The sequence below is a fragment of the Pseudomonas ulcerans genome (assembly GCF_036324125.1).
Lineage (GTDB): Bacteria > Pseudomonadota > Gammaproteobacteria > Pseudomonadales > Pseudomonadaceae > Aquipseudomonas > Aquipseudomonas ulcerans.
The window spans coordinates 190,957-217,174 of sequence record NZ_JAZDQN010000006.1 but is presented as its reverse complement, the minus strand read 5'-3'; the positions used below and the strand labels follow the sequence as shown (position 1 = coordinate 217,174).

The window sequence follows — 26,218 nt, the reverse complement described above, 5'->3', positions numbered from 1 at the left end:
GGACTCTTGCGATGAGAAAACGCCGTTATCTGCGTCAATCGGCCGCGTGCTTGCTGGCGGCCGCCTGCTCGAGCGTCATTGCCGCCCCGTCCCCCTACTCCACCATGATCGTCTTCGGCGACAGCCTCGCCGACGCCGGCCAGTTCCCCGATCCGACGACACCCGCCAGCAGCCAGCGCTACACCAACCGCAATGCGGATGGCACCTTTGCGCCGGTTTCATCGATGATCCTCGGCGGATACCTGGGCGTCCCCTCGGACCAGTTGAACGCCTCCACCTCGGCGGTGAATGCCGCGCTCGGGATCCCCGATGGCAACAACTGGGCGACCGGGGGCTACCGTACCGACCAGATCTACCAGTCGATCACCGGTGAATCCCTGGTGGTGATCCCGCCCGGCAATCCCGGCGCCGGCACGGTGCTGCGCCAACGCCCGGGCTATCTCGCCGGCGGGCGCCTGGCGGATCCGAATGCGCTGTACTACCTGACCGGGGGCGGCAACGACTTCCTCCAGGGGCTGGTGACCTCGCCAGCCGCCGCGGCGACCTCGGCAACCCAGCTCGCCGCCAGCGCCCAGGCCCTGCAGCAGGCTGGCGCGCGCTACATCATGGTCTGGCTGCTGCCAGACCTGGGCCTGACCCCGGCGCTCAACGGCACGCCGCTGCAAGGGGCGACCTCGCAGCTCAGCGCTGTCTTCAACCAGACCCTGGTCAGCCAACTGGCACAGATCGACGCTGAAATCATCCCGCTGAACATTCCGCTGCTGTTCAACGAAGCCCTGGCCAACCCGACCCAGTTCGGCCTGGCCGCCGACCAGAACCTGCTGCAGACCTGCTACAGCGGCAATGGCTGCACGCAGAACCCGACGTATGGTGCCACCGGCAGCACCCCCGACCCGACCAAGCTGCTGTTCAACGACTCGGTGCACCCGACCATCGCCGGCCAGCGGATGATCGCCGACTACGGCTACTCGATCCTCTCCGCCCCCTGGGAACTGACGCTCCTGCCGGAAATGGCCTACGGCACCCTGAATGCCCATCAAAGCGAACTGCGCAACCAGTGGCAGGCCGACTGGCAGGGCGTCGGGCAATGGCAGGCGATCGTCGCGGCCAGTGGCCAGAATCTGGACCTCGACAGCCAGAGCAGTTCCGCCAGCGCCGACGGACACGGCTACAGCGTCACCGTGGGCGGAAGCTACCGTCTCGACGAGCACTGGCGTGTCGGCATCGCCGGCGGCTTCTACCGGCAGAAGCTGGAAGCCGGCGCGCAGGATTCCGACTACCGCCTGAACAGCTACCTCGCCACACTCTTCGCCCAGTTCAACCACGATCGCTGGTGGGCCGACGCAGCGCTCACGGGCGGACGCCTGGACTATGACGACCTGAAGCGGACCTTCGCCCTCGGGCCGAACGACCGCAGCGAGAAAGGCGACACCGATGGCGACCTGGTCGCCTTGTCCGCCCGTCTCGGCTTCGACCTGGCGGAGCCAGGCAGCCCGTGGCATCTGTCGCCATTCGTCAGCGCCGATTACGCAAGGATCAAGGTGGATGGCTATAGCGAAGAAGGTGCACGTGCCACCGCGTTGACCTTCGGTGACCAGAAGCGTGATTCACGGCGCCTGGGCCTGGGTCTGCAGGGGAAATTCCAGGTGACCCCAGCGACACTGGCGTTTGGTGAGCTTGCCAAGGAGCACGAGTTCGAGGATGACCGCCAGGACCTGAACATCCACCTCAACAGCCTGCCGGCGAACGACTTCACCCTGACCGGGTATACGCCGCACAGCAGCCTGACGCGGGTGAGCCTCGGGGTGAGCCAGACGCTGGCGCCGGGGGTTGCGTTGCGCGGGAGCTATAACCGGCTGACGAGTGACGAACTGACCCAGCAAGGGGTCAACCTGGCGTTGAGCCTGGAGTTCTAGAAGGGATATCGGGGCCTGCACAGCAGGCCCCGATAGCGATTACTGCGGCTTCTGCTCAGCCAGCGCCACCGCACGGAACATCGCCCGGCGCTTGTTGATGGTTTCTTCCCACTCCAGCGCCGGCACCGAGTCGGCGACGATACCGCCCCCCGCCTGCACGTGCAGTTCGCCATCCTTGATCACCGCGGTGCGAATGGCGATCGCGGTGTCCATGTTGCCGTTCCAGGCGAAATAGCCCACCGCCCCACCGTAGACACCCCGCTTGACCGGCTCCAGCTCGTCGATGATCTCCATCGCGCGGATCTTCGGCGCACCCGACAGGGTGCCCGCCGGCAAGATGGCACGCAGCGCATCCATCGCAGTCAGGCCGCTCTTCAGCTGGCCGGTGACGTTGGAAACGATATGCATGACGTTGGAATAACGCTCGATGACCATCTTCTCGGTCAGCTTCACCGAGCCGACTTCCGAGACGCGACCGGTATCGTTACGCCCCAGGTCGATGAGCATCAGGTGCTCGGCGATCTCTTTCTCGTCGGACAGCAGGTCCTCTTCCAGCGCCCGGTCGGCTTCCTCGGTGGCGCCACGCGGGCGGGTACCGGCGATCGGACGCACGGTGACCAGGTTGTCCTCGACCCGCACCAGCACTTCCGGCGAGCTGCCTACCACGTGGAAATCGCCGAAGTTGAAGAAGTACATGTAAGGCGTCGGGTTGAAGCAGCGCAGCGCGCGGTACAGGTCGATCGGCGCGGCGCCGAAGTCGATGGACATGCGCTGCGACGGCACCACCTGCATGCAGTCGCCAGCGAGGATGTACTCCTTGATGGTGTCCACCGCCCGCTCGTAGTCCGCCTGGGTGAAGCTGGAGCGGAACGCAGGCTCCGCGGCCTGCGGGCCACTGAGGTCGAGGCCGCGGCGCGGGGTGATCGGCTGGCGCAGTTGCTCCAGCAGCTCCTGCAGGCGGGCCTGGCCTTGTTCGTAGGCATTTTCCTGGGCCGGGTCGGCGAGGACGATGGCGTGCATCTTGCCGGCCAGGTTGTCGAACACCACCACGGCATCCGAAACCATCAACAGGATGTCCGGGACGCCCAGCGGATCCGGGTTCGGGCATTTGCCCAGGCGCTTCTCGACGTAGCGTACGCAGTCGTAGCCGAAGTAACCGACCAGGCCACCGTTGAAGCGCGGCAGGCCGGCGATGGTCGGCACCTTGTAGCGTTCCTTGAAGGTCTCGACGAAGGCCAGCGGATCCTCGACGTCATGACGCTCGGTCTCGACGCCATCGACGGTGACACGCACCTGGTACTCATGCACCCGCAACACGGTGCGGCATGGCAGGCCGATGATCGAGTAACGCCCCCACTTCTCGCCGCCCTGCACAGATTCGAGCAGGTAGGAGTTGGGCTGGTCGGCCAATTTCAGGTAGATCGACAGCGGCGTGTCGAAGTCGGCCAGGGTTTCGCAGGCCAGGGGAATGCGGTTGTAGCCTTCAGCGGCCAGGCGCAGGAATTCTTCGCGGGTCATGATTGCCTCGTGGCGGTAGAGCAAGAAAAGACAAATGGCAAACGTGCCGGATCGGAGCCGGCTGGAAGGAAGTCAGGCGCGCCAACGCCAACGGGCCAGGGCCTTGATGACTTTCATCCAGAGTTTGCCAGGTGCTACCACGATGGAATCTCTACCGGGTGGAGGGGTGAAGGGCTCAACGTTAGCTCAGTGGCTGCACCGAAGCAACCGGCAGCAGGGCGCGCAGGTCGTCGATCACCAGCGCAGGGGATTCCTCGCTGATCGGCCGCCCGTGGTTGTAGCCGTAGGTCAGGCCGACGCACTTCACGCCCGCGGCTTTCGCCGCCTGCACGTCGCTGCGCGAGTCGCCGACGAACAGCGCTTCATCCGCAGCCACGCCGGCCAGGTGCATCACATGCAGCAGTGCCGCCGGGTCCGGCTTCTTCTGCGGCAGGGTGTCGCCACCGATGACCCAGCGGAAGTACAGGCCGATCTGCATCTGGTCCAGCAGCGGACCGACGAAGCGCTCAGGCTTGTTGGTGATCAGGGCCATCTCCACGCCTTCGGCCTGCAGCCAGCGCAGGGTGTCGCGCACGCCCGGGTAGATCACCGTGCGGTCATGGCTTTCGCCATAGGCACGCATGAAGATCTCCAGGCCGTGCTCGGCCTCCTGGTCGTTGACTGCCGAGTGATCGATGCCACTCGCCAGGGCCCGGCGCACCAGCACCGGTGCACCGTTGCCAACCCACTGTCGCACCGCCGCGACACCGGCCGGGGCGCGACCCATTTCGAGCAGCATGCGGTCAACCGCCGCCGCCAGATCCGGGACCGAGTCGATCAGGGTGCCGTCCAGGTCGAACATCACCAGCCGCGGCAGGCGTTGCGGGAACAGCTGCTCGAAGCCGCTCATGGGCGGGCCAGGGCCAGTTCGGCGCGCATCTGGTCGATGACAGCCTTGTAGTCCGGGGTGTTGAAGATCGCCGAGCCGGCGACGAAGGTGTCGGCGCCCGCCGCGGCGATCTCGCGGATGTTCTTGACGTTGACGCCACCGTCGATCTCCAGGCGGATATCACGGCCACTGGCGTCGATCAGGGCACGGGCTTCGCGCAGCTTGTCGAGGGTGCCGGGGATGAATTTCTGCCCGCCGAAGCCGGGGTTGACGCTCATCAGCAGGACCATGTCGACCTTGTCCATCACATACTTCAGCGCATCCAGGCCGGTAGCCGGGTTGAACACTAGGCCGGCCTTGCAGCCGCCGTCGCGGATCAGTTGCAGGGAGCGGTCGATGTGCTGCGAGGCTTCCGGGTGGAAGGTGATGTAGGTGGCGCCAGCCTCGATGAAGTCACCGATGATGCGGTCGACCGGGCTGACCATCAGGTGCACGTCGATCGGCGCGGTGACGCCGTACTTGCGCAGTGCCGAACAGACCATCGGACCGATGGTCAGGTTGGGCACGTAGTGGTTGTCCATGACGTCGAAATGAACGATGTCAGCGCCGGCGGCCAGCACATCGTCGACCTCCTGGCCCAGGCGGGCGAAGTCGGCGGAAAGGATCGAGGGGGCAATAGCGAAGGGCTGCATGGCGCACCTTTGGGCAAATTCACGGTGGCGCGCATTGTACATCAGCCACTGCAAGAGCGGCGTGGATGCCTGTGGGAGCGGGTTCACCCGCGATCAGGGCGGTGATTTCACCATCGTAATCGCGGGTGAACCCGCTCCCACAAGGCCCCTGCTAACTCAGGTGGGCTGCTGTGTCCGCAGTTTTTCGCTACGCCCGCGCAACCACTCCAGGGTCAGCAGCAGGATCACCGAGAACGCGATCAGCAGCGTGGCCGCAGCAGCGATGGTCGGGCTCAGGTTCTCGCGAATCCCGCTGAACATCTGCCGTGGCAGGGTGGCCTGCTCGGGACCGGCGAGGAACAGGGTCACCACCACTTCGTCGAACGAGGTGGCGAAGGCGAACAGCGCCCCCGAGATCACCCCTGGCGCGATCAGCGGCAGGGTCACCCGGCGGAAGGTGGTGATCGGCGAAGCCCCGAGGCTGGCTGCGGCACGTACCAGGTTGTGGTTGAAGCCCTGCAAGGTCGCCGACACGGTGATGATGACGAACGGCACACCGAGCACCGCATGCACCAGGATCAACGAGAGGAAGCTGTTGCCCAGGCCCAGCGGGGCGAAGAACAGGTAGCTGGCGACACCGATGATCACCACCGGCACCACCATCGGCGAAATCACCAGGGCCATGATCAGCGACTTGCCGGGGAAGTCCCCGCGGGTCAGGCCGATCGAGGCCAGGGTGCCGAACACCATGGCCAGCACCGTGGCCGCCGGGGCGACGATGATGCTGTTCTTCAGGGCGCGCATCCATTCATCGGAGGCGAAGAAGTTGTGGTACCACTGCAACGAGAAGCCCTGAAGCGGGTAGACCAGGAAGCTGCCGCTGTTGAACGACAACGGGATGATCACCAGCACCGGCAACACCAGGAACAGCAGGATCAGCCCGCAGAGAATGCGCAAGCTGTAGAACCAGACCCGTTCGACGGGCGACATGTACGGACTCAGCATGATTCGCTCCTCAGCTCAGGCGCAGGCGGCTGGAGCCGACCAGCCAGCTATAGATCAGGTACAGCAGCACGGTGGCCAGCAGTAGCAGGCCGCCCAGCGCGGTCGCCATGCCCCAGTTGATGCTGGTGTTGGTGTAGAAGGCCACGAAGTAGCTGACCATCTGGTCGTTCGGGCTGCCCAGCAACGCCGGGGTGATGTAGTAACCGATGGCCATGATGAACACCAGCAGGCAACCGGCGCCTACACCGGCGTAGGTCTGCGGGAAGTACACGCGCCAGAAGCTGGTGAACGGGTGACAGCCAAGGGAGATCGCCGCGCGCATGTAGGTCGGCGAGATGCCCTTCATCACGCTGTAGATCGGCAGGATCATGAACGGCAGCAGGATGTGCACCATCGAGATGTACACGCCGGTCCGGTTGAACACCAGTTCCAGCGGCTGGTCGATGATGCCGATGGCCATCAGCGCGCTGTTGATCAGGCCGCCGGATTGCAGGAGCACGATCCACGCCGCCACCCGCACCAGGATCGAGGTCCAGAACGGCAGCAGCACGAGGATCATCAGCAGGTTGCTCTGCCGGGTCGGCAGGTTGGCCAACAGGTAGGCCAGCGGATAGGCCAGCACCAGGCAGATGGCGGTGATGACGAAGCCCATCCACAGGGTACGGGTGAAGATGTCCAGATAGATGGACTGATCCGGGGTGGCCGGGGCCAGCTCCCCGAGGTCGTCGATGCGATGGTCCAGGGCCGCCAGCAGGTAGAACGGGGTCACGCTGCTGGTGTTGCGGCGGATTGCCTGCCAGTAGGCGGGATCGCCCCAGCGCTCGTCGAGTTCCTGCAGCGCTTCCTTATAGGAAGCCGGTTCGGTCTTGAACGGCAGGGCCCGGGCGGTTTTCGCCAACAGGCTACGGTAGCCGGCCAGCTCCATGTTGAGACGCTTGGACAGGTCGCCCAGGGTCTGGTTCTTGCGTGATTCGGCGAGGTCTTCGCTCAGCGCCTTGTACACCGGCTCGCCCGGCAGGCTCTTGCCATCCCACTCGGCCACGGCGACCACGGTACGCGGCAGGCCGCCCACCACTTCTGGGTTGCCGACGCTCTTGTACAGCAGCGCGGCGATCGGTACGAGAAACACCAGCAGCAGGAACAGCGCCAGCGGCGCGATCAACGCCTGCGCCTTGAAGCGGTTGACCCGCTCGGCACGCGCCAGGCGCTGCTTGAGGGTGGGACCCGAGCCTTCTTTGATGGGCACTGCGATGGCCATAGCGAACTCCGGAAATCTTGGAAAACGGGGAGCGCCGGCCTCGGGCCGACGCTCCGGTGGGGCGTCTTACTTGGCGGCCCAGGCGTTGAAGCGCTGTTCCAGCTGTTCGCTGTTGTCGGCCCAGAACGCGACGTCGATCTGCACCTGGTTGGCGATGTTTTCCGGGGTGGTCGGCATGTCCTTCTTGACCTCGTCGGACAGCAGGGCGACCGCCTTGGAGTTGGCCGGACCGTAGGCGATGTTTTCCGAATAGGTTTTCTGCTGCTCAGGCTGCACGGAGTAGGCGATGAACTTCTTCGCTTCTTCTGCGTTCTTCGCGCCTTTCGGAATGGCCCATGCGTCGAAGTCGTAGATACCGCCGTTCCACACCACCTTCAGGTTGCTTTCCTTCTGCACCGCGGCGATGCGGCCGTTGTAGGCCGAGCTCATGACCACGTCGCCGGAAGCGAGGTACTGCGGCGGCTGGGCGCCGGCTTCCCACCACTGGATGTTCGGCTTCAGCTCGTCGAGTTTCTTGAAGGCGCGATCCTGGCCTTCCTTGGTGCCGAGGACCTTGTACACGTCCTTCGGTGCCACGCCATCAGCCATCAGGGCGAACTCCAGGGTGTACTTGGCGCCCTTGCGCAGGCCGCGCTTGCCCGGGAAGTTCTTGGTGTCCCAGAAGTCCTTCCAGCTGGTCGGTGCGGTCTTCAGCTTGTCGGCGTTGTAGGCCATGACCGTGGACCAGACGAAGAAGCCCACGCCGCACGGCTGGATGGCACCCGGCACGTAGTCGGACTCATTGCCGAACAGGGCCGGATCCAGCTCTTCGAACATGCCTTCGTCGCAACCACGGGCCAGTTCCGGCGACTCGACTTCCACCAGGTTCCAGGACACGCTCTTGGTGTCGACCATGGCCTTCACCTTGGCCATCTCGCCGTTGTACTCACCCGCGACGATCTTGCCCTTGCCTGCCTTTTCCCACGGCTCGTAGAACGCCTTGACCTGCGCCGCCTTGTTGGCGCCGCCGAAGGAAATCACGGTGAGATCGCTTGCCGCCAATGCGTGGGTCGCAGTGCACAGACCCAGTGCCAGAGCGGTCAACTTCAAGTGTTTGAGCATTCTTATTCTCTCCACAGTGCAGGGTGTTGGTTAGCAAACCTCAGTGGGCTTCCAGGATAGGATCGAGCGCGCGGGCGTGCTCGACCTCCCAGCCCAGCGGTACCACGTCGCCCACGGCCAGCGCCGGGTCGAGTTCGGCGATCGGCTGCTTCACGAAGAAGTCGGCCTTGCCGCAGACTTCCAGGCGAACCCGCACGTGATCGCCCAGATAGATGAATTCGGCCACGCGACCGGAGAAGCGGTTGACGCAGCTTTCGCTGTGGCCATTGAGACGCACGCGCTCCGGACGCACCGACAGGGTCACCGGCTCACCGGCCTCACCGACATTGACCGCCAGGGCCTCGACCTTCTCGCCACGGGCCAGGGCCACCAGGCAGCGGTCGCCATCGCGGCTGAGCAGGCGGCCGTTGATGCGGTTGTTCTCGCCGATGAAGTTGGCGACGAAGGTGTTCTTCGGCTCTTCATAGAGGGTGCGCGGGTCGGCGATCTGCTGGATCTCGCCCTGGTGGAACACGGCGACGCGGTCGGACATGGTCAGCGCCTCGCCCTGGTCGTGGGTCACGTAGACCACGGTCACGCCGAGGCGCTGGTGCAGGTGCTTGATCTCCATCTGCATGTGTTCGCGCAGTTGCTTGTCGAGGGCGCCGAGGGGTTCGTCCATCAGCACCAGTTGCGGCTCGAATACCAGCGCCCGGGCCAGGGCCACGCGCTGCTGCTGGCCACCGGAGAGCTGGCCGGGGTAGCGCTGGGCGAAGGCATCCAGCTGAACCATGTTGAGCACGCGCTTGACCCGCTCGCTGACGTCGGTCTTGCTCAGGTTGCGCACGGTCAGGGGGAAGGCCAGGTTCTCGGCCACGGTCATGTGCGGGAACAGCGCGTAGTTCTGGAACACCATGCCGATGTCGCGCTTGTGCGGCGGCACGTTGTTGATCGAACGCCCGGCCAGCTTGATCTCGCCGGCGGTCGGGGTCTCGAAGCCGGCCAGCATCATCAGGCTGGTGGTCTTGCCCGAACCGGACGGGCCGAGCAGGGTGAGAAACTCGCCCTTGCGGATATCCAGGTTGAGGTCCTTGACGATCAGCGACTCGCCGTCGTAGCTCTTCTGCACACCACGGAAGCTGACCAGCGTCTCGCCGGTCGCAGCGTTCGAATTGACCTCACTCATACCCGCACCTTTTTGTTGGATGACTGCTGTGATCCAAATGTAGGGAAGCGCGGGGGCGGCGAAAATCGGGGGTGCTGAGAGATTGATATCAGCCGGGTGGAAGGGGGTTTGTAGGGATTGCCCTACAAAGATGACGGGATTAGGTATGTCCTGGATCGCCTCATCGCCTGCAGCCACACCAAATCCTGTGGGAGCTGGCTTGTCGGACCGCCGCACCGCAGCGATGAGGCCTGCACAGGAAACATCAATTTCCTACAGGTCGTTTTCAGAACATTCAGAGCAACTTGTGCTCCATCGCGTACTTCACCAACTCCGCCAGCGAGGTCACATTGAGCTTCTGCATCAGCCGCGCCTTGTGCGTGCTGATGGTCTTGTTGCTCAGCGCCAGCTGCTGGGCGATATCGTTGACGTTGGCCCCCTGGGCCAGGCGTTCGAACACCGAGAATTCGCGCTCCGACAGCAGCGAATGCAGCGGCCGCGCATCGGTCAGCCCCACCTCGAAGACCATGCGGTCGGCCAGGTCCGGATCGATATAGCGCCCTCCCCCGGCCACCCGGCGGATCGCCGTGAGCAGCAGCGCCGGGTCGCTGTCCTTGGTGGCATAGCCGGCGGCGCCGACCTTGAGCGCGCGGGCAGCCATCTGCGCTTCGTCATGCATCGACAGCACAAGGATCGCCGGCGGCGTCGTCAGCGCGCGGATCCGCGGGATCGCCTCAAGGCCGTTGACCCCGGGCATGGAGATATCCAGCAGCACCACCTCGCACGGCGTATGCCGCAGCGCCTCCAGCAACTGCTCGCCATTGCCCGCTTCGCCCACCACCTGCATGTCCTTGGCCAGGCCGATGAGCTGCTTGATGCCCTCGCGCACGATGGTGTGGTCTTCGGCCACCAATACTCGAATCACTGCCGCGCTCCTGTTTCAGTCCAGAGGAATACGTACGCTCAGGCTGGTGCCCTCGCCCGGTTCACTTTCCAGGTGCATGTCGCCACCCAGCATTAACACCCGCTCACGCATGCCGACCAGCCCGAAGGAACTGGGACGGCTGTCGTCGACCACGAAACCGACGCCGTCGTCACTGATCCGCAGGCACAGCATCGGGCCCTCCAGGGTCAGGCTGATCTCGACAGTATGCGCCTGGGCATGGCGCATGACGTTGGTCAGCACCTCCTGCAGCACGCGGAACAACCCGGTGGCCTTGGCATCGCTCAGCGGCGGCAGGGTTTCCGGAACCTCCACCAGGCACGGGATCTGCGCGCGAGCCTCGAAGCGGCGCGCCTGCCACTCGATCGCCGAGGCGATGCCGGCATCGAGGATCGGCGGGCGCAGCGCCGTGGCCACGTCGCGCACCAGCTGGAACAGCTGGGCGATCAGGCGCTTCATGCTGCCAAGGCGCTCCGTCAGCCCCGGGTCGAGGTCAGCGTAGGCCAGTTCGCACATGGAGGTTTCCAGTTTCAGCACGGTGAGCATCTGCCCCAGTTCGTCGTGCACTTCCCGGGCAATACGCGCCTTCTCTTCTTCCCGCACGCTTTCCAGGTGCGCGGCCAGTTCGCGCAGTTGCTCCTGAGAGCTGGCCAGTTCCAGCTCGACCTGCTTGCTCTGGGTGATGTCCCAGACGATGCCGTCCCACACCACCCGACCATTGCTCAGACTGCGCGCACTGGCCTTGATGTCGGCCCAGCGCTGCTCGCCCTGGCGGGTGAGGATCCGTCCCTGCCAGGACCAGTCGCTGTCGCTGGCCAGAGCCTCGTCCTGGACCCGGTGATAGTCGGCGCGGTCGTCGGCGTGCACCAGGTTGCGCAGGCCCATGTCCGGATCCTGGATCTCCGCCGGGGCATAGCCGACCAGCGCCTCGCTGCCCTCGCTGATATAGGGGAATTCCAGCTCGTCGATACCCGGGTCGCGCTCCAGGCGAAACACCAGGCCCGGGACGTTGGCTGCGATGCCCTTGAGCCGCGCCTCGCTCTCGCGCTGGGCGGCCTGGGCGCGGCGCCGCTCGCTGACGTCGGTGAGGTAGACCACCAGGTATTCGGCGTCGCGAAAGCGCAGGAAGCTCAGCGATACGTCCACCGGCAGCAGGCTGCCGTCGGCGCGCAGCCATTGAGTCTCGAAGCGTTGCGCGGACTCGTCGCTGGCCCTGGCGCGCTTCCACAGGTCCAGCCAGCGGTCCATGTGCAGTTGCGGCTCGAAGTCGATCAGCGGGCGCTCCAGCACGCCGCCCGGCGCGTAGCCGAGCATGCTTTCCGCAGCGCGGTTGGCGTAGCGCACGTGGCTGTCCCAGTGCACCCAGAGAATGCCCACGGTGCTCTGGTCGAGGGAAAACTGGCTCAAGCGCAGGGCTTCCTCGCGGCCCAGGCGCAGGGCGAGGTCTTCCCGCGCGGCGAGCAAGCTGTGTTCGAGAAAGTGCTGCTGGCGGCGTTGCCAGATGATGATCGCCACGCCACTGAAAAACAGCGCGGCAAACAACAGCGCGAGGTTCTGCCAGAAACCGGGCGACTCGCTCAGGCGCGGGTACTTGGGCTGGAGCCAGCGGCTGTGCAGTTCTTCCAGGTCCCTGGCCGGGATCGCCTGCAAGCCGCGTTCGAGCACATCCGCCAGAAGTGGCCAGTCGCGCCGTGATGCTACCCGCAGCAACTGCGGGAAACCGATATCGCCGACCACCGCCAGTTCGCTGAACTCGCTTTCCCGGGATAGCCGGCTCAGTTGCGCCTCGTCCACCACAGCGAAGCGCGCCTGATCGCTGACCACCAGTTGCAAAGCCTGGCGCTCGCCGGGAACGCCCTGGAGGTTGAGATTGGGGTAGGTCGCACGCAGGTGATCGGCCACCGAGCTGGGCATGCGCACGGCGACCCGTTCGAGGTCGCCGATCTTTTCCACGTCCACCGCCACCGCGCCACTGCGCTGGCCGACGATCAATTGCGGCACGCGCATATAGGGATCGCTGAACAACCACAGGCGCAGGCCAGCGGGGGTCTGGGTCAGGCCCGGAGCCAGGTCGATCTCGCCACCGGCGAGGGCATGCTCCAGCTCGGCCTGGTCGGCGAAGTTGCGCCAGGTAAGGTCCAGTCCGAGGTTGCGCGCCAGCAGGTGCATCACCTCGACGTTGACCCCGGACAACTGCTGCAGACGACGGTCGAACTGTGCGAACGGCGCCTGCAAGACCAGCCCGACCCGCAGGCTGCGGTGCTGTTCCAGCCACTGGCTTTGCGCCGGATCCAGCTGCACCGTGCTGGGTGCCGGCGCAGCCACCACGATCAAGGGCAAGCAAAGACAGCCGATAACCCACAGACGGCGCAAACGAATCATCTTGAATCTCGTCAATAGAAGGAAGGCCGCCAAACGTGGCCGTCCCGGACAAATACCATTAGGCTGCCGGTAATCATTCTGGCCTGGATCGAGCAATGTTCTCACTTTATCGCACGACGCTTCCTGCGTTATGCCTGACCTTGATACTACCTTGTAGCGTTCATGCCGAGGATGGCAAAAAGCCAGAAGCTGCAGCGGATGCCGGTATTCAGCGCCCCGCCCTGGTCGAGCGCGCCCAGGAAGATGCCCTGGCCCTGGAGCGCCAGGTGCCGAAAGAGGAACAGCAAAGCCTGCAGGCCGGCAGCGACGCCTTCCTGGCCCTGTGGAAGCCGGCCAACAATCCGGCGCCGCAAGGGGTGCTGGTGATCCTTGCCGGCGCCGGCGAAACCGCCGACTGGCCGAAGACCGTCGGCCCGCTGCGGCGCAAGTTCCCGGATGCCGACTGGGGCACCCTGAGCCTGGCCCTGCCCGACCTGCTCACCGACAGTCCCGTTGCCCGCAGTGAAAGCCCGGCGCCTGCACCGAAAGCGGAAGATACCAGCAAGGCCGCTCCGGCCAAGGACACCCCTGCCGACGCCAACGCCAATATCGCCCAGGCCACCGCGCCGGAGACCGACGCCGAGTCCAGCGATACCGCGAACGCCGACACGAGCAGCGACAACAGCGACGCCGAGCGCATCTTCGCCCGCCTCGACGCCGCCGTGGCTTATGCCCAGCAGCAGAACGCGCGCAGCATTGTGATCCTCGGCAGTGGCACTGGCGCCTACTGGGCCGCGCGCTACATGAGCGAACGCCAACCGGCGCCGGTGCAGAAGCTGGTGATGGTCTCGGTACAGACGCCGCTCAAGGCCGAACACAGCCTGGACAGCCTGACCTCGACGCTGAAGGTGCCGACCGCCGACTTCTACTACAACGATCAGGGATCTGCCGCGCAGGCAGCAAAGCAGCGCCTGCAAGCCAGCAAGCGCCAGAAGGACAGCAACTACAAGCAGGTCGCCCTCGCCGCGATGCCCGGCAACCGCTCCGCAGAGCAGGAGCAGTTGTTCAGGCGGATTCGCGGCTGGCTGAGCCCCAGCGCGGTCGACTAGGCGTGCACCCCATACCCTTAGCGTCTCCGGTCTGAACTCCAGTGACTCCAGGCAGAACCTTGAAAGGGAGGGCTCTTGAGGCTCATCGTCTGTCTCGAGTTGAAGAGCGGCATCAAGGTGTTGTAACCGCGATGGACGTGTAGCAGGCAAGCCGAACGACAGCGACATCTGAAGAACACTTCGGTCTGACTGGATTGGCGCCTTACAACTGCCCTGTTAGCCAGACAGGGTTGAAAGGCTGGCTTGAGTTCATGCCAGGCTCGTAGCATCAGGCTTTGTTGATGCCGCTGAGCAGATTGTCGTGCATCAAGATATTCGTAGTACCGGCGAAAAGTGCGTAGCACGCATGCGAGCCGCCCCGATTGGGCAGTTTTCGATTCTCGGTGAAGGTGTAGCTGGAAGCCTGAAGCACAGGGATACAGCCCGATGCAAAGGTCGCAACAAGCAGCGTCAGCCGGTGTTCCCGTGCTGACGCTTATTTAAATTTGCTCAGCTAACGCCGTGGGCAAGGCGGTAGTTGAGACACAATCACACCAAGGCGGCCTGATTGCTTCGACTCTTGTCGTAATGGCGGGCACCAAACATCAACAGTACATACACGATAAGTAGCGCAGCACCGATCTGATAGGACTGCAGGGACATCCATGGGCCCTGGCGGCTGAAGTAATACTGCCAGGCTCCACTTTGGAAACTCAGACTCTCGGCCAGCGCTGTCTCCACTCCAGAGTGCAGCCCCACGGCCGGAATGATCAAAGCCATTGCTACTACCAGGCTAAGCACGCGCTGTAATCGGGAAAAGTCCGCCAGGCCGACCAGTACCGCGGCAATTGGCAGAACGCCGATCCACTGACGACTCTCCGAGCCCAATGCCAACACTGGCAAGAAGCCGAGCATGCAGACCAGCAGTGCTCTAGGCGGGGACGGTTTCCTGCCGATGGCCCAACCAACACAGGCGATGATCGCCATTGCGATGACAGGGCCAAAGTAAAGGAAGTGCGCCGCTGCGGGCTTGAACGGAGCGGACAGGCTCTGAAGCAGCATGAATAGCATCAATGGTGGCCCATTGAAGTTGGCACTCCAGTCGACCAGGAAATACATTGCAAGAGCACTGAATGCAAAGAACACCATTGCCATGATGGTCGCACCTGGGTTGATACTTCGCCATACCGCGCTATCGCTCAGGGCTTTTGCACCAAACCATAGAACCAAGGCGACGCTGCCGAGCAAGGTGCCACTGGACACCAGGCGCAGTGACAATGCCGAGGTCTGGCCTCCTTGGGTCGAACCGTGGCCCTCAACCAGATAGTCAGGAATGTTTTCAATCATCTTGTAGAGAGCTGGGAAGACCGCCAGCAGCGCCAAACCAAACAATATGTAAACCAGATAGGGGCGGTTGACTCCGTCTGGCTGGTCAGCCTGGCTGCGGGGCATGCCTGCAAGGATCAATGGCACAATGAACAGTCCTGGCATCACCCACAGGCAGTAGGCCACCAAGATGTACAGCATGGTCTGGAAGGAACGTACCCAGCACCATAGGCACAGACAACTCAAGGCTAGCGCCATGTGGTCACTGAGAATTGGATAGAAAACCGGCATCACCAGTGCTGACCAGCTTGCTACGGCTGTCAGTAGCGTCAACAAGGCAACTTTGGGACTTACGCCAAGCTGGCGTAGGGTGTCGTGAAGCAGAGCCATAGCCAGCGATATCAGGCCTATGTTGAAAAACATCTGGAATGCGATCAGTTGCTCGACAGAAAACCCTCGGCTGGCAGCGCCGATGATCGGCAGGAACCCGGACAGGCGAATGGTTCGGTAGGGATCGCCGGCCACAGGCTCACCGAAGCCAGCCATTTGTGCGTAATAGAGATACACCCTGCCATCCCAGCCTGCACCACCTTCCGCTGGAGTGTTGCCAACAATAAGGTAGATGCCGTACAGCAGAGTCGCACTCGTCAAAACTATCAGCACGCTGGCTGAAATACCTCGGGCCCACCAGGCGCCAGTGACATGTGTAGTTTTCATCATGAATGTTTAAATTTCCGTTGACGTTTGGTAAAGGCAAAACGTGAAATCAAATAGTTCAAGGGCAATGTGATCAAAATGGCTACCAGCGGGGCGGCTTGGTGGGGTAGTTCTAACAGCTCGACCCAAAGCCATAGCACGAGCATGCCTACCAGGTACTGCCCTAGGTAAACAAGCGGCATCCACAGCACCGACTTAAGCCCACGATGACTCTTGAATACAAAGGTGCGATTAAGCACATAGGCCAGGACGACACCTGTCACGAAGGCGATGGAGTAACTGATTCGATAACTCAGGATATTCAACAGAAGGAGATACAAGGCATAGGTTGCCGCCGTGTTGAATCCACCCGAAATCAGAAAACGTGATACAGAGGATCTCGTCAGTAGTTTCAACATTATGCTGGCGCTTGCTCCAAGGTGACTGATGCTACCACCGAGCTCTCCGACTTGGCGGGTAGCGAGCCAAAGCTTTCCTGTCGCATAGGGATGGCCAGCGGCCGTTTTTTGGTGTTTTCGTAGGTTCGCCAGGCATAAGAGCCCACGATACCCAAGCCCAACAGGTTGAGGCAGCCAAGGAAGGTGATCATCAGGATGGTCATTGCATAGCCGGGTACCGCGATCATTCCATGAATCTTGGCCGCCAGCACGAAGAGACCAAACAGAGCGGCCAACGCCGATCCACCCGCTCCCACCCTCACGAGAAGTCGGATCGGCAGATCGGTAAAGGAAAATACGCTGTCCATCAGGTAGTTGATCTTTTTGCGCAAAGTCCAAGCCGACTTGCCATGTTCACGGCGCTGCCGGGTGTAAGAAACTACCTGCCGGCGATAGCCCAGCCAGAAAATTTGTGCAATGAGAGAACTGTGGCGCTCTTCCAGCGTCAATAGCGTGTCGCGGAAGGTTCGGGTGCAAGCGAACATGTCAACGCCACCAGGCGGAATCTCCGGGACAACATAGCGGCGATAAAGTCCCCAGAACAACTTAGAGGCCATACGTGACATGAACGGGTCGTCGCGCCCTTCTCGAACACCAACTACAACGTCGATGGGTTCGTTGCACAGAACGCGGTTCATTTGCAGAACCAGCTCGGGCGGCTCTTGCAGGTCGGCTGCCATTACCGCAAAACGTTCACCATTGCCAGCCTGCAGCCCCGTTCGAATGGCCATGAAAGAGCCGAAGTTGCGCGACAGCAGCAGCAACTGCGAGCGGAAACACTCCTTGGCAAGGCCTTCCCGCAACATTTCATAGGAGCGGTCTGGGCTACCGTCGACGACAAAGACCGTCTCCAACTCGTCATCCAGCTCTCGGTTCAAATTGCGAACAGCATCAAGCAGGTCAGGAATTGAGCCTTCGTTCTTATAAACCGGGATGACTAGAGTCAGCATTGGCAGGTTCCTTGTGCGGTGCAAATAGGTTCAACACGACCGCGCATTAGATCAGAAATAGCCAAAGCCGTGTAGGAATTGACCTACAAATGGAGCTCCAATCCAGTCTCCAGTTACTTGCCACGCAGCATCTGCTTGTTGTTGCAAATCCGAGAACGCGGCACGACGGTGCAAAACGCACACAGCAATTCAACGTAGTGCTAGCTGACTAGCAAAAATCGCTGAGACTTATGTTGCTATCTACGAAACACCACGCTAGAGATCGCGGTGCTTGCGGATGATCGCGTAGGCCTGGTGCAGTTCGCGGGTGCGCTCGGTCGCCTCGCGGACCTGGGCCGGACTGGCGCCATTGCCCTGCAGCTTGTCCGGATGATGCCGACTTACCAGGCGGCGATAAGCCTGTTTGATATCCGCCGTTCCGGTGTCCGGACCGACGCCGAGCAGGCGCAAGGCCTCGGCGAGACTGCCCGGCCCCTCCAGCGACGCCTTGCGCGGCTCGTAGTCCCCTGCCAGGGCCTGGACCTTGGCGGCTGACCAGCCGAGCTTCTTGCCCCAGTTCAGCAGCAGCTCCCGCTCTTCACGTCCCGCGCGACCATCGGCCCAGGCCATGCGGCAGCAGGCACGCAGCACGCCCTCGGCGGCATTCGGCTGCTGCTTCAGGCGTTGCAGATGACCATCGACCTTTTCCCGCCCGGCCTTGCCGAGGTTGAAGGCTGCGATGGCCTTCTTGCGTGCGCCGTCGTTCATTTCCAAGCGCTGCATTTCCTGCCGCGCCTGCTGGATATGCCCGTCGACGACGCGACCATCGCTTTTCGCCAGGCGCCCCAGCAGGACGAACAACACCTCGTCGTCGCGCAGGACCGGACGGCCGCCAAGTTTCTCCCGCAGGTGCGCCCAGCTGTGCAACTGCAAACGGCGGTCCATCGCCTGCCCGAGCAGGGCTCCCAACAGCGCGCCAGGAATGCTGGCGATGGCGAAGCCGGCACCGGCTCCGATCACTGTGCTCGGCCACAGCATGTCAGCGGCGCTCGGCGAGCAGACGCTCGACTTCGGCAAGACGCTCCAGGGTGCCGACATCCACCCAGTGGCCGCAGAAATGCTCGCCACTGACCTGGCCGCTGGCCATCGCCTGGCGCAGCAGCGGCGCCAACTTGAAGGCACCGGCCTGGCAACCGGCGAACAAGGCCGGATCGATCACCGAGATGCCGCTGAAGGTCAGCGTGTCGCTGGCACCGGCGCCGTCCTCGACCTGATCGGCGTCCAGGCGGAAATCACCGGCGCCGTGATGACCGGGGTTGTCCACGAGCACCAGGTGCGCCAGGCCTTGCAGCGGCTGGCGCAGGCGGGTGAAGTCGTAGTCGGTCCAGATATCGCCGTTGACCAGCAGGAAGGGCTCGTCCCCCAGCAGCGGCAGCGCCTTGAAGATGCCGCCGCCGGTTTCCAGCGGTTCGCCTTCCGGGGAGAAGCGGATGCTCAGGCCCCAGCGCGAACCATCGCCCAGGTGACCCTCGATCTGCTGGCCAAGCCAGGCGTGGTTGATGACCACTTCGGTAAACCCTGCGGCAGCCAGGGCGCGCAGGTGATACTCGATCAGCGGCACACCCGCCACCGGCACCAGCGGCTTGGGCGTGTGCAGGGTGAGCGGACGCATCCGCTCACCCTTGCCGGCCGCGAGAATCATCGCCTTCATGGACGCGCCCCCAGGCTGGCGATCAGCTCGCCCAGTTCGGCCAGTTCCGGCCGGCGGGCAATCACTTCATCTATATAGGCAAAGAACCGTGGCACGTCGGCCAGGTAGCGTGGCTTGCCGTCGCGGTGGCAGATACGGGCGAAGATGCCGATCACCTTGAGATGGCGTTGCACGCCCATCAGGTCGCTGGCCCGGTGGAAGTCCTCGAAGTCCGCCTGGACCGGGATTCCCACCGCCTGGGCACGCTGCCAGTAGTCTCGCAGCCAGCCGGCGACCCGCACCTGCGGCCAGCTGAGGAAAGCATCTTTGAACAGGCAGGTGATGTCGTAGGTGACCGGGCCGTAGACCGCATCCTGGAAATCCAGCACGCCCGGGTTGGGCACGCTGCGCATCAGATTGCGCGGCATGTAGTCGCGGTGCACCAGGACCTTCGGCTGGGCCAGGGCGCTGTCGATCAGCAGGGTGCTTATGCGCTGCCAGGCGGCAGCCTGCGCCTCGTCGAAAGTCGTGGCCAGCTCGCGACCGACATACCACTCGGGGAACAGTTCCAGTTCGCGGCGCAGCAAGGCTACGTCATAGCTGGGCAGCGGCGCGTCCATCGGCAGGCGCTGGAAGGCCAGCAGTGCATCGATGGCGTCATGGAACAGGGCGTCGGCGTTGCCTTCGTCGATCACGTCCAGGTAGGTCTGGTGGCCCAGGTCGCTGAGCAGCAGGAAGCCGCGCTCCAGGTCCTCGGCATGGATCACCGGCACGTTGACCCCGGCGCTCGCCAGCAGGCGGGCGATGGCGACGAACGGGCGGCAGTTCTCCTGGGGGGGCGGTGCATCCATGACGATAAAGCTGCGGCCATCGGCCTGCCAGCGGAAGTAGCGGCGAAAACTGGCGTCGCTGCTTGCGGCGGTCAGGCTGCCGGCGGGAACCGGTCCCCAGTCCTGCGTTCGAAAAAGGGCTGCCAGTTGCTCATCGAGCCAGACGTTGAGGTGTTGCAGGCGTACATCGTGATCGGGCATTGCAAGGGTCTCCGACGGCCCCGGGCTCTGTATGAAAGGTATTCGCACCCAGGACAGGCCAGGCGAATACAGGCAAGGAAGCGGAGTTTACTGCTTGTAAATGCGCATTCCGAGCCTGTTTTCACCCGGCTGCCAGCGACTGGGATGCATTTCTTACAGAGCCTAGCCGTCAAGCGGGGCATGCTTTATCATCCAGCATCTTTTTCAGACCATCGAGAGGCGTGCGGCCCCACACGCGGGCAGATGGCACGCAGGAAGCCCGGACTAATAAGATGGCATTGAAATCCCCCGCGTTTCGTAAAAAATTCCCGTTGCTGGTGACTGGCGGTCTGCTGGCCCTGCAACCTCTGGCCACGTCGTACGTGGTGGCTGCCGAGCAGTACGACTGCCAGGTGTCCGCCTCCGGTGGATGGGACTGCAAGCCCAAGACCAGTGCCAATGCGCTGCCCCCACGCCCCGTGCATGACGGTGCCGCGGTCAGCTCGGGCAACGCCACGCCAGAGCAGGCCGGTTCGGTCGAGGACAAGGGCCCGCGCCCGGTCCTGGTCACCGAATCCAAGGGCCGTGGTCTGAAATCCCGTAGCCCCGACTACAGCCACCTCGACTGGGTACCACGCGAGAAACTGACTGCGGCCCAACTGGCCGAGACCGGTCCGTATTGCTCCGGTGCCTATATCGAGCCAGTCCGCCCGGGCATGAACGACAGCACGCCGAAGGACGAGTCGCCGACCTTCCTCGGCGCCAAGGTCTCCCGCTACCAGCAGGAACAGCAGATCGCCACCCTCGCGGGTGACGTGGTCATGCGCCAGGGCAGCATGCAGGCCGAGGCCGACGAGGCCAACCTGTACCAGGCCGAGAACCGCGGCGAGCTGGTCGGCAACGTGAAGATCCGCGACAACGGCTCGCTGGTGGTCGGCGACCGCGCCGAGATCCAGCTGGACACCGGCGAAGCACAGGTCGACAACGCCGAGTACGTGATGCACAAGTCGCGCATCCGCGGTAACGCGCTGTATGCCAAGCGTTCCGAGAACGCCATCATCCGTCTGAAAGACGGCACGTATACCACCTGTGAGCCGAACAGCAACGCCTGGCAGCTCAAGGGCAACAACATCACCCTGAACCCGGCCACCGGCTTCGGCACCGCGACCAACGTCACCCTGCGGGTCAAGGATATTCCGGTGCTCTACACGCCGTATATCTACTTCCCGATCGACGACCGTCGCCAGTCCGGCTTCCTGCCGCCGTCGTTCAGCACCAGCAGCGACACCGGCTTCATGCTGGTCACGCCGTACTACTTCAACCTTGCGCCGAACTACGACGCCACCCTGTATCCACGCTACATGGCCAAGCGCGGCCTGTTGATGGAAGGCGAGTTCCGTTACCTGACCAAGTCCAGCGAAGGACAGTTCGGCGGTGCCTGGCTGAATGACCAGGACGACGATCGCAAGAAGCAGACCGACTACCAAGACAAGCGCTGGATGATCAACTGGCAGCACAAGGGTGGTCTGGACGAGCGTCTGATGACGGAAGTCGACTACACCGACATCAGTGATCCGTTCTATTTCCAGGATCTCGAGAGCGATCAGATCGGCGTCGAGTCTAGGGACTATGTGAATCAGCGGGGCACACTGACCTATCGTGGCGACAGCTACACCGCCAAGCTGAACGTCCATGCAATCGAGTTGGCGAACATCACCAGTATCACACCCTATGATGTGATACCGCAGCTCAGCTTAAGCGGCGTACTGCCGTTTAATCCAGGCGGACTCCAATTTAGCTACGAGACCGAGGCCGTGAGGTTTGAGCGGGACCTCAAAAGCGGTGTGGTATACGACAAGGAAGGTATCCCGGATCCAGCTACGGGTGGCAGGCGGCTCGACGAATACGTCTACGGCGTAGCACGGGCGAACGGGACCCGTTTGAACGCCGCCCCGACAATCGCACTGCCACTGGCTGCGTCATATGGTTATGTCACCCCATCCTTCAAATATATAACCACACACTACAACCTTGATCTCGACGGCGAAGGCAAAAGTGATATCGCCACATTCACGGATGAGGATCGTCGGTTGTATGGCGACTTCAAAAGCAGCCAGAATCGTAATATTCCTGTCCTGAGTGTCGACAGCGGTCTTTATTTCGACCGGGATACCCAATGGTTCGGCAAAAACTACCGCCAGACGCTTGAACCACGCCTCTATTACCTCTATGTCCCTTATAAGGATCAAAGCGACATTCCAATCTTCGACTCCGGGGAAACGTCATTCAACTACGCATCGCTCTTCCGCAACAATCGCTTTGTCGGCACTGACCGGATTGGTGACGAGAACAAGCTTTCCCTTGGTCTAACAAACCGTTGGATCGAAGAAAACGGTTTCGAGCGTCAACGTTTAAGCGTTGGCCAGGCGCTGTACTTCAAGGACCGCAAGGTCCAGTTGCCAGGCATCGACTGGAAGACACGAGACGACGCACAGGCAGATGTCTCGCCATACGCGCTGGAATACGAATTCCGCTTCAACCGCGACTGGCGCTTCAATTCCGATTTCAACTGGGATCCGGACAGCCGCAGCACCCGCTCGGGCAGCGCCATGTTCCACTACCAGCCGGAAGACAACGTCAACAAGATCGTCAACCTTGGCTATCGCTACCGAAACGACATGGTTCGCTACGACAACACCACTGGCAAGTGGTCGGTAGGCGGCGGCGATTACGGTACGCCAGGCCAGCCTGGCTATGTGAAGGACTACTACAAGATCCAGCAACATGACTTCTCGGTCATGTGGCCAATCGTTCCGCAATGGACAGCGATTGCCCGCTGGCAGCATGACTACAACCGCAACCGCACGCTTGAAGCTATGGGTGGTTTCGAATACGACAACTGCTGCTGGAAACTGCGGTTGGTCAACCGCTATTGGGTCGACTACGACGAATACAGTCAGGCTGCACCAGAAAACGAAAAAGGCGACCACGGCGTCTTCCTGCAGATCGTGCTGAAAGGCCTCGGTGGCGTGGTGGGCAACAAGGTCGAGTCGTTCCTCGATCAAGGCATTCAAGGTTACCGTACACGTGAAGACCAAGCTTATTGATTGTCTGCGCCCGCTGATGCTGGGCGCCATGATGTTGAGCAGCACCGCGCACGCCGCAGTGCAACTGGACAAGATCGTCGCCATCGTCGACAACGACGTGGTCATGCAGAGCCAACTGGACCAGCGTGTCCATGAGGTCCAGCAGACCATCGCCAAGCGTGGCGGCGCCGTACCTCCGGCCAGCGTCCTGGACCAGCAGGTGCTGGAACGCCTGATCGTCGAAAACCTGCAGCTGCAGATCGGCGAACGCTCCGGCATCCGCATCACCGACGAAGAACTGAACCAGGCCATCGGCACCATTGCCCAGCGCAACAACATGAGCCTGGAGCAGTTCCGCGCTGCCCTGGCCCATGATGGCCTGTCCTTCGATGACGCCCGCGAGCAGGTGCGCCGCGAGATGGTCATCAGCCGCGTGCGCCAACGCCGTGTCGCCGAGCGCATCCAGGTGTCCGAGCAGGAAGTGAAGAACTTCCTCGCTTCCGACATGGGCAAGATGCAGCTGTCGGAAGAATTCCGCCTGGCCAACATCCTGATCCCGACGCCGGAAAGCGCCAGCTCCACGGCTATCCAGGCGGCAGCCCGCCAGGCCGGCGAGATCTACCAGCAACTGAAGCAAGGTGCCGATTTTGCCCAACTGGCAATCGCCCGCTCGGCCAGCGAAACCGCACTGGAAGGCGGCGAGATGGGCTGGCGCAAAGCGGCCCAGCTTCCACCTCCGTTCGACCGCATGCTCAGTTCCATGGCCGTAGGTGACGTTACCGAGCCGGTCCGTACCCCGGGCGGCTTCATCATCCTCAAGCTGCAGGAAAAGCGTGGCGGTCAGACCCAACTGCGTGACGAAGTCCACGTGCGCCACATCCTGATCAAGCCGAGCGAAATCCGCAGCGAAGCCGAGACCAAGGTCCTCGCCCAGCGCCTGTACGACCGCATCCAGGCCGGCGAAGACTTCGCCGAACTGGCGAAGAGCTTCTCGGAAGACCCGGGCTCCGCGCTCAACGGTGGCGACCTGAACTGGATCGACCCGAACGCCCTGGTACCCGAGTTCCGCGAAGTCATGGCCAACGCGCCACAAGGCCAGGTAAGCAAGCCGTTCAAGACCCAGTACGGCTGGCACGTCCTGGAAGTCCTTGGCCGCCGCGCCACCGACAGCACCGCCCAGGCTCGTGAACAACAGGCCATGACCGTGCTGCGCAACCGCAAGTACGATGAAGAGCTGCAAAGCTGGCTGCGTCAGATCCGCGACGAAGCCTACGTGGAAATCAAGCTTCCTGGCGCCGAACAGGCTGCCCAGTGAAACCGCAGCGCTTCGCCCTCACCCCCGGCGAACCCGCAGGCATAGGTCCCGACCTGTGCCTGCTGCTCGCCTCGCAAGCCCAGCCTCATCCCCTGATCGCCATTACCAGCCGTGACCTGCTCGCCGAGCGGGCCGCGCAGCTGGGTGTGGCCGTCAGCCTGCTGCCGGTCACTCCTGCCGCCTTTCCCGACACACCCGCGCCTGCTGGCAGCCTGTACGTCTGGGACACGCCACTGGCGCACAAGGCCGTGGCCGGCACGCTGGACAAGGCCAATGCCGCCTTCGTCCTGGAAACCCTCACCCGCGCCGGACAAGGCTGTCTGGACGGGCATTTCGCCGGCATGATCACCGCCCCTGTACACAAGGGCGTGATCAACGAAAGCGGCATCGCTTTCTCCGGCCACACCGAATTCCTCGCCGAACTGACCCACACCTCCCAGGTCGTGATGATGCTTGCCACCCGCGGTCTGCGCGTGGCCCTGGTCACCACCCACCTGCCCCTGCGCGACGTGGCCGATGCGATCACCGTCGAGCGCCTGGAGCGTGTCACGCGGATCCTGCATGCCGACCTGCAACAGAAGTTCGGCATCGCCCAGCCACGCATTCTCGTCTGCGGCCTCAACCCGCATGCCGGCGAAGGCGGCCACCTGGGCCGCGAGGAAATCGACATCATCGAGCCGACGCTGGAACGCCTGCGCACCGAAGGCATGGACCTGCGCGGCCCGCTGCCGGCCGATACCCTGTTTACCCCCAAATATCTGGAGCACTGCGACGCAGTGCTGGCGATGTACCACGACCAGGGCCTGCCCGTGCTCAAGTTCAAGGGCTTTGGCGCTGCACTGAATGTCACCCTCGGCCTGCCGATCATCCGCACTTCGGTGGATCACGGCACTGCCCTGGACCTTGCCGGTACCGGCAGGATCGACACCGGCAGCCTGCAGGTCGCCCTGGAAACCGCCTACCAGATGGCCGAGACCCGACTATGACCGAGCAATACCAACACCGGGCGCGCAAGCGCTTCGGTCAGAACTTCCTGCATGACGCTGGCGTGATCGACCGCATCCTGCGCGCCATCAACGCCAAGGCCGGCGAACACATCCTCGAGATCGGCCCCGGTCCGGGCGCCCGGCCCGAGGGCGTGCTGGGCAGCGGCGCGCAACTGGACGTGATCGAGCTGGACAAGGACCTGGTACCGATCCTCAACCAGCAGTTCGCCAGCCGCGACAACTTCCGCCTGCATCAGGGCGACGCGCTGAAATTCGACTTCACCACCCTTGGCGCCGCACCGCGCTCGCTGAGGGTGGTTGGCAACCTGCCGTACAACATCTCCACGCCACTGATTTTCCACCTGCTGGACAACGCCGAACTGATCCGCGACATGCACTTCATGCTGCAGAAGGAAGTGGTCGAGCGCCTGGCGGCTGGCCCGGGTGGTGGCGATTGGGGCCGTCTATCGATCATGGTGCAGTACCACTGCCGCGTGGAGCACCTGTTCAACGTCGGTCCCGGTGCGTTCAACCCTCCGCCGAAGGTGGATTCAGCAATCGTTCGCCTGGTACCCCATGCAGTCCTGCCCTTCCCTGCCAAGGATCACCGCCTGCTCGAACGCATCGTCCGCGAAGCGTTCAACCAGCGGCGCAAGACCCTGCGCAACACCCTGAAAGCCCTGCTCAGCAGCGAAGCCATCGAAGCGGCTGGCGTCGACGGCAGCCTGCGTCCCGAGCAGCTCGACCTGGCCGCCTTCGTCCGTCTCGCGGACAAGCTCGCCGAACAGTCCGCCAAGTGACCACCGGCACGGCCAGCCTCCCCTTGAGGCTGGCCTGCTGCCATCCCCA

General features: G+C 63.0%; 20 protein-coding genes and 1 pseudogene. 6 read left to right on the top strand and 15 right to left on the bottom strand.

Annotation, left to right across the window (positions count from 1 at the left end; all coding sequences use genetic code 11):
* The first annotated feature begins 11 nt into the window (after nt 1-11).
* A complete protein-coding gene (gene estP / locus V0R59_RS08340) occupies nt 12-1,916 on the top strand; it encodes an esterase EstP (protein WP_330074393.1) in 1,905 nt (634 codons plus the stop codon).
* A gap of 39 nt (nt 1,917-1,955) precedes the next feature.
* Here estP and trpE read toward each other — a convergent pair whose 3' ends face one another.
* The 9 genes and pseudogenes from trpE to V0R59_RS08295 form a co-directional block, all read right to left on the bottom strand.
* The gene (gene trpE / locus V0R59_RS08335; RefSeq protein ID WP_330074392.1) at nt 1,956-3,434 is read right to left on the bottom strand and encodes an anthranilate synthase component I; all 1,479 of its coding nucleotides are present in this window, start codon (nt 3,432-3,434) and stop codon (nt 1,956-1,958) included.
* A gap of 72 nt (nt 3,435-3,506) precedes the next feature.
* A pseudogene (locus V0R59_RS08330) lies at nt 3,507-4,323 on the bottom strand (phosphoglycolate phosphatase).
* Nucleotides 4,320-4,994: a ribulose-phosphate 3-epimerase gene (gene rpe, locus V0R59_RS08325; RefSeq protein WP_330074391.1), complete on the bottom strand. Its 675-nt coding sequence runs from the start codon at nt 4,992-4,994 to the stop codon at nt 4,320-4,322. Before rpe ends, V0R59_RS08330 begins: the two are co-directional and overlap by 4 nt.
* 156 nt (nt 4,995-5,150) lie before the next feature.
* A complete protein-coding gene (locus V0R59_RS08320; RefSeq protein ID WP_330074390.1) occupies nt 5,151-5,978 on the bottom strand; it encodes an ABC transporter permease in 828 nt (275 codons plus the stop codon).
* A gap of 10 nt (nt 5,979-5,988) precedes the next feature.
* Nucleotides 5,989-7,236 (bottom strand): ABC transporter permease, encoded by a 1,248-nt coding sequence (locus V0R59_RS08315; protein ID WP_330074389.1) that lies wholly within the window; start codon nt 7,234-7,236, stop codon nt 5,989-5,991.
* Between the two features lie 66 nt (nt 7,237-7,302).
* Nucleotides 7,303-8,337, bottom strand: a complete 1,035-nt coding sequence (locus tag V0R59_RS08310) for an ABC transporter substrate-binding protein (protein ID WP_330074388.1) — start codon at nt 8,335-8,337, stop codon at nt 7,303-7,305.
* Nucleotides 8,338-8,377: 40 nt separating this feature from the next.
* Nucleotides 8,378-9,502: an ABC transporter ATP-binding protein gene (locus tag V0R59_RS08305; protein WP_330074387.1), complete on the bottom strand. Its 1,125-nt coding sequence runs from the start codon at nt 9,500-9,502 to the stop codon at nt 8,378-8,380.
* Between the two features lie 274 nt (nt 9,503-9,776).
* Nucleotides 9,777-10,406, bottom strand: coding sequence for a response regulator transcription factor (locus V0R59_RS08300; protein ID WP_330074386.1), 630 nt, complete (start codon nt 10,404-10,406; stop codon nt 9,777-9,779).
* Between the two features lie 15 nt (nt 10,407-10,421).
* Nucleotides 10,422-12,806 carry a PAS domain-containing sensor histidine kinase gene (locus tag V0R59_RS08295; protein WP_330074385.1) on the bottom strand — a complete coding sequence of 795 codons (2,385 nt, stop codon included), beginning with the start codon at nt 12,804-12,806 and terminating at the stop codon, nt 10,422-10,424.
* A gap of 95 nt (nt 12,807-12,901) precedes the next feature.
* Between V0R59_RS08295 and V0R59_RS08290 the strand changes: the two genes are divergently transcribed.
* Nucleotides 12,902-13,894 (top strand): alpha/beta hydrolase family protein, encoded by a 993-nt coding sequence (locus tag V0R59_RS08290; RefSeq protein ID WP_330074384.1) that lies wholly within the window; start codon nt 12,902-12,904, stop codon nt 13,892-13,894.
* Nucleotides 13,895-14,422: 528 nt separating this feature from the next.
* On the opposite strand, the gene V0R59_RS08285 is transcribed toward V0R59_RS08290, so the two are convergent.
* The 6 genes from V0R59_RS08285 to V0R59_RS08260 all read right to left on the bottom strand — a co-directional run bounded on the left by V0R59_RS08285 (nt 14,423) and on the right by V0R59_RS08260 (nt 20,003).
* Nucleotides 14,423-15,919, bottom strand: a complete 1,497-nt coding sequence (locus V0R59_RS08285; RefSeq protein ID WP_330074383.1) for a hypothetical protein — start codon at nt 15,917-15,919, stop codon at nt 14,423-14,425.
* A complete protein-coding gene (locus V0R59_RS08280) occupies nt 15,916-16,314 on the bottom strand; it encodes a GtrA family protein (protein ID WP_330074382.1) in 399 nt (132 codons plus the stop codon). The genes V0R59_RS08285 and V0R59_RS08280 overlap by 4 nt, the downstream gene beginning before the upstream one ends.
* Complete coding sequence (locus tag V0R59_RS08275) at nt 16,314-17,303, bottom strand: glycosyltransferase family 2 protein (RefSeq protein ID WP_330074381.1); 990 nt, start codon at nt 17,301-17,303, stop codon at nt 16,314-16,316. Before V0R59_RS08275 ends, V0R59_RS08280 begins: the two co-directional genes overlap by 1 nt.
* Nucleotides 17,304-17,558: 255 nt before the next feature.
* Nucleotides 17,559-18,320, bottom strand: coding sequence for a TerB family tellurite resistance protein (locus V0R59_RS08270; protein WP_330074410.1), 762 nt, complete (start codon nt 18,318-18,320; stop codon nt 17,559-17,561).
* Between the two features lies 1 nt (nt 18,321).
* Nucleotides 18,322-18,993 carry an N-acetylmuramate alpha-1-phosphate uridylyltransferase MurU gene (gene murU, locus V0R59_RS08265; RefSeq protein WP_330074380.1) on the bottom strand — a complete coding sequence of 224 codons (672 nt, stop codon included), beginning with the start codon at nt 18,991-18,993 and terminating at the stop codon, nt 18,322-18,324.
* Nucleotides 18,990-20,003, bottom strand: coding sequence for an aminoglycoside phosphotransferase family protein (locus V0R59_RS08260; RefSeq protein WP_330074379.1), 1,014 nt, complete (start codon nt 20,001-20,003; stop codon nt 18,990-18,992). The genes murU and V0R59_RS08260 overlap by 4 nt, the downstream gene beginning before the upstream one ends.
* Nucleotides 20,004-20,275: 272 nt before the next feature.
* Between V0R59_RS08260 and V0R59_RS08255 the strand changes: the two genes are divergently transcribed.
* The 4 genes from V0R59_RS08255 to rsmA are packed head-to-tail and all read left to right on the top strand — an operon-like array spanning nt 20,276 to nt 26,169.
* Nucleotides 20,276-23,089 carry an LPS-assembly protein LptD gene (locus tag V0R59_RS08255; RefSeq protein WP_330074378.1) on the top strand — a complete coding sequence of 938 codons (2,814 nt, stop codon included), beginning with the start codon at nt 20,276-20,278 and terminating at the stop codon, nt 23,087-23,089.
* Nucleotides 23,070-24,383: a peptidylprolyl isomerase SurA gene (gene surA, locus V0R59_RS08250; protein WP_330074377.1), complete on the top strand. Its 1,314-nt coding sequence runs from the start codon at nt 23,070-23,072 to the stop codon at nt 24,381-24,383. Before V0R59_RS08255 ends, surA begins: the two co-directional genes overlap by 20 nt.
* Entirely contained in the window at nt 24,380-25,369 is a 990-nt protein-coding gene (pdxA, locus tag V0R59_RS08245; protein WP_330074376.1) for a 4-hydroxythreonine-4-phosphate dehydrogenase PdxA, read from the top strand. Before surA ends, pdxA begins: the two co-directional genes overlap by 4 nt.
* Nucleotides 25,366-26,169: a 16S rRNA (adenine(1518)-N(6)/adenine(1519)-N(6))-dimethyltransferase RsmA gene (gene rsmA / locus V0R59_RS08240; protein ID WP_330105838.1), complete on the top strand. Its 804-nt coding sequence runs from the start codon at nt 25,366-25,368 to the stop codon at nt 26,167-26,169. Before pdxA ends, rsmA begins: the two co-directional genes overlap by 4 nt.
* Nucleotides 26,170-26,218 lie beyond the last annotated feature (49 nt).